Here is an 8883-nt window from a genome sequence, read left to right on the forward strand (position 1 = left end):
ACCACCCCGCCGTAAGGCGCATGCAGATCAATCTGACTGAACAGGACTTCACCCAGCAAACCTTGGCGGGTGTCATACACCGCCAAGCCGGTCTCATCACAAGAGCTTTCAATACCCAGAATACGGGTGGCGGCCGATTCAGACATGCGCCGCTTGCTCCTCAGCCGCAGAACCCATTACCGGGCGCTGATTTTGGGCGACGTGTTCTTGTAACCACAGCAACTCCTGTTCGGAAAAGCCTCCGGCGCGGCGCGCTTCCAGGGCTAACGGACCCTGAATCCGGCCCCGGTAGCGTTCTTGCAGCAATTGGCGAAAAGTCTGTTCTGCATCCAATCCACGTTGTTTGCACAAATAACGAAACCAGCGACTACCAATGGCCACATGACCACGCTCATCCGTTTCAATGCCTTCCAGCACAGCGGCGGCGGCGCAATCGCCCGCCTCCTGCAATCGCTCGCGGATAGCCGGGGTCACATCCAGGCCTCGCGCTTCAAGAACACGGGGGACCAGAGCCATACGCTCCAGAGGATCAGTCGCCGTATCCATCGCCATTTCCCAGAGACCATCATGGGCAGGTAGATCACCGTAATCACCGCCCATAGCCTGGAGCAGTTCGCGCAACAGCACAAAATGTTCCGCCTCTTCCTGAGCAACCTGCAGCCAGTCCTGGTAATAGGCTACGGGCAGATCGACAAAACGGCAAAGCGCATCCAAAGCCAGGTTAATGGCATTAAATTCAATGTGAGCCAAGGCATGGAGCAGGGCAAAACGACCTGCCTGGGTGCTCAGCGCCCGGCGTCTGGGTAATTTTTTGGGCGCGACCAGCTCAGGACGGGCAGGTCGTCCCGGGACACCGGGGCAAGGTAACAATGCCGTCCGGACAGCACCTGTACAATGCAGCGCCCGAACCTGCATCACTTTTTCGGTTGGATCTGTGGCTAACAGCGCGCCCAACACCTCTGCAGCAAAATCCCGATGCTGCTTATCTTCAGTGACATTCATCATGCCAACGCACCTGTTCCCGGACCAATCAAAACACAGAATATAGCACATGCGCTGCCTGATTCTGTGGAAAATCATTTATTAGGCTCTCCTGATAGACTAAATATATAACACAAACAAATAATAACACTTTTTTATTTGGTTTTATTTTCACCAATGGTGGTTTTAAACCACTTCGTAGCGGTGCATATCCACCGAAAATGCTGCAAACATCTGACCTGACAAGCTTGAATCAAAGCATTACAGTAGTTAGTAATATTGGCACAAGCTTTGCAAGAGTGTAGGTGCAACAAAGTTTATCTTATTCACAAAATTTATGGGGGTGGAAGTTATGATCATTGAAAACTCTCTCCCGATCTTACTTAGTCGACTGGATTTTGCCTGGATTACTTCCATGCACATTCTCTGGACGCCTATGACGATCGGCATGTCCTGGCTACTCTTCATCATGGAAGTCGCCTGGCTACGTACCGGCAATGAGCGTTGGTACAAACTTAACCGCTTTGTCGAAAAAATCTTCATCATCAATTTTGGTGCTGGTGTGGCTACTGGCGTCACCATGGAAATGGCCTTTGGTATTCTTTATGGCCCTTTCTCTCAGGCTGTAGGGCCCTTCTTCGGTAATATCCTCGGCTTTGAAACGATTACTGCCTTCATGTATGAAGCGGGCTTCATCGGCCTGATGGTGTTTGGTTGGGGCAAAATCAGCAAGGGTATGCATTTATTTGCGACCTTCAATGTGGGTCTTTCTTCGAGCCTGTCGGCCATGTGGATTCTGGTAGCCAACTCCTGGATGCAAACACCTGATGGCGTCGTTCTGAAAGGTGGTCTGTTCCAGGTGACCAACTGGTGGAATGCCATTTTGAATGATAACTTCCAATGGGGCTTTCCCCACATGTGGGTGGCCACTGTGGAATTGGCGTTATTTGTACTAGTCGGGCTCAGCGGATTTTTCATCCTGAAAAACCGTAATGCTGACCTTTTTACAAGGCTACTGAAACCAGCACTATTGGCTTTGATTATTGTCGCCCCGGTTCAGATTTTCATTGGTGACAGCATCGGTCGTGTAGTCGCTCATACCCAGCCCACCTCTCTGGCGGCCATGGAAGGCCACTATCATACCTATTTACCTGATGGCAAAGCGAATACCGGCTGGCATCTGATCGCCATTCCCAACGCCAAAAATGACGGCAATGTTTTTGCCATCACTATTCCGCATGTACTGAGTCTGCTCGAAACTCATACCTTGAATGGCAAAGTTACAGGCATGGACAGCTTCCCGGCTAAAGATCGCCCCGATGTCTGGGTACCTTTCTACTCTTTCCGGGTCATGGTAGCCATCGGCTTCTTCCTCTTCTTTATCGCCCTCTGGGGTAACTGGTTACGCCTGCGTGGCAAGCTCAACGCCACAGAATTGCGTAAACGTCCCTGGTTTCTGCGAGCCTTGGTTTTCTCGGCATTCCTGCCATACCTGGCCATCTGGTGTGGTTGGTGGACCCGTGAAGTGGGACGGCAACCTTGGGTAGTTAACGGCCTGATGCGGACTTATCAGGGCACCAGCCATATGCCGGTTGCCATGGAAATCATCTGGTTTGTGGGTTACATCATTTTCGAACTGACTGTATGGGCAGGTTCCTGGTACTTCTTTACCCGTGTCATCAAGAAAGGGGTAGATGATATTCCAGACTCCAGCACGCTGTTTGATCATGATCATGTGGATAATGCTGAAGTAAAAGCCGGTGGTGGGCATGTGACGCCGACCTTCGCCAGCAAGCCCATGTTGCGTTCGGATCGTTGATTAACGCTTTCTGACGCTTTCAAAATCATGACGGGGGGCATAGCTCCCCGCACAAGCTACTGGAGTAATATATGGATCTTTTATCAATAGGACGCATCGCCGGGACATTGACGACCTGGTGGTGGCTGCTCCTTTCTCTCGCTTTTTTCCTGTACATTGCCACGGACGGTACGGACCTTGGCGCTGGCATCTTTGCCCTGTTTTCCAAGGATGAAGAAGAACGTGGTGCCATCATGGCATCCATGGCCGGCATGTGGGACGGTAATGAAAGTTGGCTGGTAGTGGCAGGCGGCGTACTTTTCGGCGCCTTTCCACTGGTTTACGGTTCGGCTTTTAATTACTTGATGATTCCTTTGATGTTTGCGCTCTGGGGCATTATCGCCCGGGCAGTGGCCTTTGAATTTCACATTCATGCCAAAAAAAGCAAACGTTTTTGGGGATGGGCATTTGCTGTTGGCAGTTTGTTTCCCACGTTCTTTGCAGGTGTTGCCCTGGGCGCCACATTGCAGGGTTTTCCCATGAAGTCGGGATTGGCCATGCAGTCGGGCCTCGCCGCCCATGGCGTTTTTGCTCAGGATTACACGACTCCAATCATGCATTTTTCGGGTGGCATCCTCGACTTTTTGACGCCTTTTTCCATCTGGACAGGGGTTGGTGCGGTTATCGCGGCCAGTCTTGCCGGGGGGCTGTATTTATGTGCCCGCTTCATTCCCGGTGATTCCATACATGAACGGGCCCGCGCCTGGACAAACATCGTGTCTTTGCTGGCTTTGGCCGCTATTGTCATTACACTGATATGGTCTTACGCCATCTTCCCGTGGGCGGCTGCCAAGTGGACCGGTTCGGATTGGTGGATCTGGTTGATCTGGTTCATTGTCGTACTCATTTTTGCCTTCAAGTCCTCCACCAATCACTCCGTACGTAAGGACTTCAGCGCGATGATGTGGGGTATTGGCGTGGTTGCCCTGTTGTGGGCGGCCATGTGGGCAACCATTTTCCCCTATGTGGTGCCCAATACCTGGACCATTGTGCAGGCGGCCAATCCGGCAGATTCCATTGCCGTATTCACCCTGTTCATGACGGGCTTCTTCCCCATCATGATTATGTATAACTGGTATCAGATTTGGGTATTCCGTGGCCGCTTCAGTAAAAAAATGGCCTACGGAGCGCACTAAAAGCCTAGCGGCGATGTTCTGAAGAGTTTCTGAAACAGAACATCGCCTTTTTCAAACGGAGAAAAAAATGTCTACGAAATATGATGAAGACTCATTAAGCACGGCGCTGGATATTATTGAAAATATTGAATCTCGTTATGGACGACTTGCCGATCGCCTCGGCGAAGTCCGCAAATCCATGCCATCAGAAAATATCGAAACCATATCGGACAAATGTTTTGAACTATCGGTCGAGATTATGCGTTACAAACACTATTTTTCATCGGTCAAAAATCTGGTAGTTGGCAGGCAGGACATTGGTTTGGCTCAGTTATCATGATAAGAGCATATTTTGATTAAACGATTTCAACATAAGCCATTAAGAACTCTTGGGAAGCCTGAAAAAGATCATCGCCCCACACTGATTGATGTTCTGAATATATTGGAAACACGTTTGGACATTGTCGAAGAGCAATGTGCCGAAGTGCTGCAATCCATCAATATTCGTACACGCACAGAAGTGGACGATCAAATTGCCATTATGGATACCGAAATTAATCGTTGCCAAAAATTATTAAAAATCATTAAAAATACCATGCATGAACCGGATTCAGAGAACTAAAATCATCCCGACGTGTCGAATATCCGTATGAAACTACGCCATCACCTTCAAAAATCACGTTCCCGGTTTCTTACGGCAAAAATAGGAGCTATTTTAACTGCAGCCTGCATAACAGGCGCATTAACAGTAAATGCTCCAGCCTTTGCCGCCAACACTTTTGATTCCAGTACCAACACCAGTATCCGCACACAAAATCCGCAAGATTGGCAACAAGTCTGGCAAATTCTCACCCTTACCGGATACGTACACCTGGTTTATGGCACGTATATGGGTCGTTATGGGGGCATGCATACAGTCGCCGCATGGAATATTCCCGTGCCCCAGGCCCTGCAAAAAATTTCCAACAACTGGGGGTATTCTCCCTATAATCCCGCTTTTCGTAGCGGCCTGATCCAGTTTGAACGCGCAGATCATTTGCTCAATCGCCGGGGCATTTCACGCGGGCGGGTGACTCCGGAAGTCCTCTCGGCCCTGCGCGCGCCAATCCCCAAAAATCGTTTTCCGTTTCAATGGATTAAAGTCGAAAAAAGCACGCACCCAGAGCACTTGCAGATTTGGCAGGTGCCACCCGATCCCCAGGGAAAAGGACAATGGATTTACCGGACAGTCGTCAACACTGGGGTCATGCATTCCACCCCGGATGGTAGCTGGCCGATTTATCAGCGCCTTGCCAAAACCACCATGACTGGTAAATTTCCTATTGCAGTCAGCCCCCGGGAATACCATTTACTCCCTGCCTCAGACCGCAGTATTTATCATGGATATCATGTCCGCTGGCAGCACTATATCGCGCCCAATGTGCATTTCGTCAATTACTTTTACGATGGCCGCGCCATTCACTTTTATCCCCGAAAAAGCTACGGATGGCCTCAAAGTGCGGGTTGTGTGGAGGAACCCTACCAAAACGCACGCAAGGTTTACGCCCTCTTACACTATGGGGATATAGTTTCGGTCATGGGGCATTACGAAAATCACAAAACCAATCCCGTAACACCCATGACAGCCAGAAAATTACGCCAAAAAATATTGCTTGAATTTGCCCATTCATGACCTGGCAGTTATAACAGACGTATTTAAGTATTCAACTTGGCTGTAATAGACGCTACGTGCTGCCCCTGAAACCGGGCAATCGCCAACTCATTGGCGCTGGGCTGACGACTGCCATCACGCTTGGAAAGCGTTGTGGCGCCGTAGGGTGTTCCACCCGTGATTTCATCCATGTTGGTCAGTTCCGGGCAACTATAAGGCACGCCTACCACGATCATACCCTGATGGAACAAAAAGGTGTGGAAGGACGTAATGGTCGTTTCCTGACCACCGTGCTGGGTAGCCGTACTGGCAAATACACTGCCCACCTTTCCCACCAGCTTATCTTCCTGCCAAAGATTTCCGGTGCGATCCAGAAAATTGCGCATTTGTCCGCTCATATTCCCGAAGCGTGTCGGCGTGCCAAAAATAATGGCATCGTAATTCGCCAGATCATCGGGATGCGCCTCCGGGGCCGCCTGCCCGGTTTTGGCATGTACCGCCGCCAGTTTTTCTGCCGACAGGCTTTCGGGCACCCGCTTGATGTCCACAGTAACCCCTTCTACAGAACGTGCCCCTTCGGCAATAGCACCCGCCATCGTTTCAATGTGCCCCCACAAACTATGATAAAGAACCAGAATTTTACTCATAATGCGCTCCTTTGCTGACGAGATGGGAATCATCAGTAAAAACCTTTTGGGCGGATTTGTTAAGCACCGATCGCCCAAACCACACATAAAAGGCCGGAATCACAAACAGGGACACCTGTGACCCAAAGCCCAAACCACTGACAATGACCAGACCCATGGAAAACCGGGCATCGGCATTGCCGCCACTGGCAAAAAGCAGGGGCACGGCTCCGGCAATCATGGCTGCCACCGTCATCAAAATGGGACGTAGCCGTAAAGTGGCTGCTTCCACGACGGCATGGCGCTTGTCCAGTTGCTTTTCTTCCTGCATGACCCGGGCAAACTGCACAATCAGAATCCCCTGCTTGGCAATCAGACCAATCAGCATGACCATCCCTACTTCCGAATAAATATTGACACTGGAAGCGCCGAGACTGATGGGTAACAACGCCCCAAACAGGGCCACAGGGACAGCCGTGAGCACCACCAGAGCATCCCGGAAGCTGTTAAACTGCGCCGCGAGCAGGAGCAGCACCATCAGCAGGGCAAAGGCAAAAGTGATCGCCAGCGCATTACCCTGATGCACATACTGGCGGGATACGCCGGCATAATGGATCTGATCACCACTGGGAAGAATTTTTTGCGCATGCGATTGCAAAAACTGCAGTGCTTGTCCCAATGACACGCCAGGGGCCGGGTTGGCCTGAATGAATACAGCCGGCAACTGCTGAAACTGCGGTAAAAATGTCGGTGCCGATTCCGACTTCAGGGATACAAAAGTGGACAGAGGAATCTCTGCACCAGAGGGCGTTTTGATGGTATAGGCCTTAAGAAAATCGGGATTGGCCCGCAACGCTGGTGGTACTTGTGGCACTACCCGATAGCTCAAACCGTCCATATCAAAGTAGTTGACGTAGTTACCACCCAATAGCGTCTCCAGATTTTGTCCGATATCGGCCATGCTGAGTCCAAACGATGCAGCCATTTGCCGATTAATAACCACCTGCTGAATCTGGTTGTTGTACTTCAGATTTTTGCAGACAAAAGAAAAAAGGCCGCTGGCTTTGGCTTCCTGAACCAGCTTGGCAGAAATTCCATCCAGTTGATGATAGGAGCCTCCCGTACTGGTCAATACGAACTGTACCGGCAAGCCGACCGCTGCCCCGGGGAGTGGCGGCAAGCCAAAAGCGGACAGTTTCATACCGGGTACTTGCTCAGCCAGCTTCTGAACCTTGGTTTTGACCTGTTGCGTGGTCACCGCGCCGCGCTCGGACTTCAAAACTACACCCGCCATCACTTCATTATTTAGCAGCATGCCGCCAATACCCACTCCGTTGACCGCAAAGCTATGACTGCGGCTGTCAATTTTGTCGAAAACCGTATTCGTCAGATAGTGATCATAAGCATTCATGTATTCCAGCGTCGCCGTCGGCTGGGCAACGCCGTTCACATAAACAATACCCTGATTCGCCGGCGGTGCCAGCTCACTCTGGCTGATGCTGAAAAGAAAATAGATGCCTCCCGTCAATACCAGCGCCAAAGCCACGGTGGCCGGCCAAACCCGCAAACTGGCGAAAAGAAGGCGTCCGTAAAAGGCTTTCAAGCGTCCGAATACATGATCCACCAAATGAGCGACCCGGCCCTCTTGTCCCGCTTTCAAAACCCGTGAAGCCAGCATGGGTGCCAGGGTCAGGGCAGCAATCATGGACAACAACACCGTGGCCACAATGGTAAAAGCAAATTCGCTGAATAAGTGGCCCACCAACCCGCCAATAAAGGCCATGGGTACAAATACGGCCACCAGCGTCGTGGCCATCACCAGAATCGGGCTGGCCAGTTCTTTGGCACTGAGCAGTGCCGCATGTAAAGGGGTTGCCCCATGTTCAATATGACGATGGACGTTTTCCACCACAATAATCGCGTCGTCCACCACCAGACCAATAGCCAGCACCATCGCCAACAGGGTCAGCAAATTAAGGGTATATCCCAGAGCATGCAGGATGGTGAGGGCGCCCACCATGGCCACAGGAATCGCCAGTGCCGGAACAATCAGCGCGCGCCAGGAACCCATGAACAAATAGATGACCAGGATGACCACCAGCAATGCCAGGCCAATATTGATTTCTACTTCCTGCAGCGAGCTTTTAACAAACTGGGCACCATTATAAATGGTATACCCCTGCATTCCCGGAGGCATGGTCGTCTTCAATTGGCTCATGACTTTGTGAATACCCTGAGCGACCTGCAGGGCGTTACTGCCGGGCGCCTGCTGAATCCCGATATTGACAGCAGGCTGTCCATCCACCATGACGGATGAATCATAAGTCTGGGCCCCCAAAGAGACCTTGGCGACCTGCTCCAGATGGATGGGTACGCCGTGCACCGTCGCCACGACCAGATTGCGGAATTCTGCCGCGTTATGGAGGGCGGTATTGGCACTGAGAGATACTGCTGTATATTCGCCGCGCAACCGTCCTACCGCCGCGACAAAGTCATTTTTCTTGAGCGCATCGCTGACCTGCGCCGGCGTCACTCCCAATACCGCCATTTCCTGCGGATTCAGCCAGACCCGCATGGCATAAGTGTTACCGTTAGGCCCGGTACCAGGAGGCAGAATGGCGGTCAGACCCACGCCCGGAACCGATTGAATGG

8 protein-coding genes are annotated in these 8883 nt (G+C 51.3%); 5 read left to right on the forward strand and 3 right to left on the reverse strand.

Going from position 1 to position 8883, the window contains the following annotated elements:
• Positions 1-138 precede the first annotated feature (138 nt).
• Complete coding sequence (locus HJG40_RS06085) at positions 139-1005, reverse strand: ferritin-like domain-containing protein (RefSeq protein WP_215863364.1); 867 nt, start codon at positions 1003-1005, stop codon at positions 139-141.
• A 328-nt stretch (positions 1006-1333) separates the two neighbouring features.
• On the opposite strand from HJG40_RS06085, the gene HJG40_RS06090 reads away from it, so the two are divergent.
• The 5 genes from HJG40_RS06090 (at position 1334) to HJG40_RS06110 (ending at position 5626) form a co-directional block, all read left to right on the forward strand.
• A complete protein-coding gene (locus HJG40_RS06090) occupies positions 1334-2800 on the forward strand; it encodes a cytochrome ubiquinol oxidase subunit I (protein ID WP_215863365.1) in 1467 nt (488 codons plus the stop codon).
• 71 nt (positions 2801-2871) lie between these two features.
• The gene (cydB, locus tag HJG40_RS06095; protein ID WP_215863366.1) at positions 2872-3975 is read left to right on the forward strand and encodes a cytochrome d ubiquinol oxidase subunit II; all 1104 of its coding nucleotides are present in this window, start codon (positions 2872-2874) and stop codon (positions 3973-3975) included.
• 67 nt (positions 3976-4042) lie between these two features.
• Positions 4043-4294, forward strand: a complete 252-nt coding sequence (locus tag HJG40_RS06100; RefSeq protein ID WP_215863367.1) for a hypothetical protein — start codon at positions 4043-4045, stop codon at positions 4292-4294.
• Between the two features lie 12 nt (positions 4295-4306).
• Positions 4307-4576 carry a hypothetical protein gene (locus tag HJG40_RS06105; protein WP_215863368.1) on the forward strand — a complete coding sequence of 90 codons (270 nt, stop codon included), beginning with the start codon at positions 4307-4309 and terminating at the stop codon, positions 4574-4576.
• A gap of 27 nt (positions 4577-4603) precedes the next feature.
• Positions 4604-5626 carry a L,D-transpeptidase family protein gene (locus HJG40_RS06110; RefSeq protein WP_215863369.1) on the forward strand — a complete coding sequence of 341 codons (1023 nt, stop codon included), beginning with the start codon at positions 4604-4606 and terminating at the stop codon, positions 5624-5626.
• A gap of 23 nt (positions 5627-5649) precedes the next feature.
• Here HJG40_RS06110 and wrbA read toward each other — a convergent pair whose 3' ends face one another.
• Together wrbA and HJG40_RS06120 are read right to left on the reverse strand one after the other, a co-directional pair.
• The gene (wrbA, locus tag HJG40_RS06115; RefSeq protein WP_215863370.1) at positions 5650-6252 is read right to left on the reverse strand and encodes an NAD(P)H:quinone oxidoreductase; all 603 of its coding nucleotides are present in this window, start codon (positions 6250-6252) and stop codon (positions 5650-5652) included.
• The coding region (locus tag HJG40_RS06120; protein WP_226857246.1) for an efflux RND transporter permease subunit at positions 6245-8883 on the reverse strand (2639 nt) is incomplete at its 5' end. The genes wrbA and HJG40_RS06120, both read right to left, overlap by 8 nt.

The sequence above is a fragment of the Acidithiobacillus concretivorus genome (assembly GCF_018853445.1).
In the GTDB taxonomy this organism is placed as follows: domain Bacteria; phylum Pseudomonadota; class Gammaproteobacteria; order Acidithiobacillales; family Acidithiobacillaceae; genus Acidithiobacillus; species Acidithiobacillus concretivorus.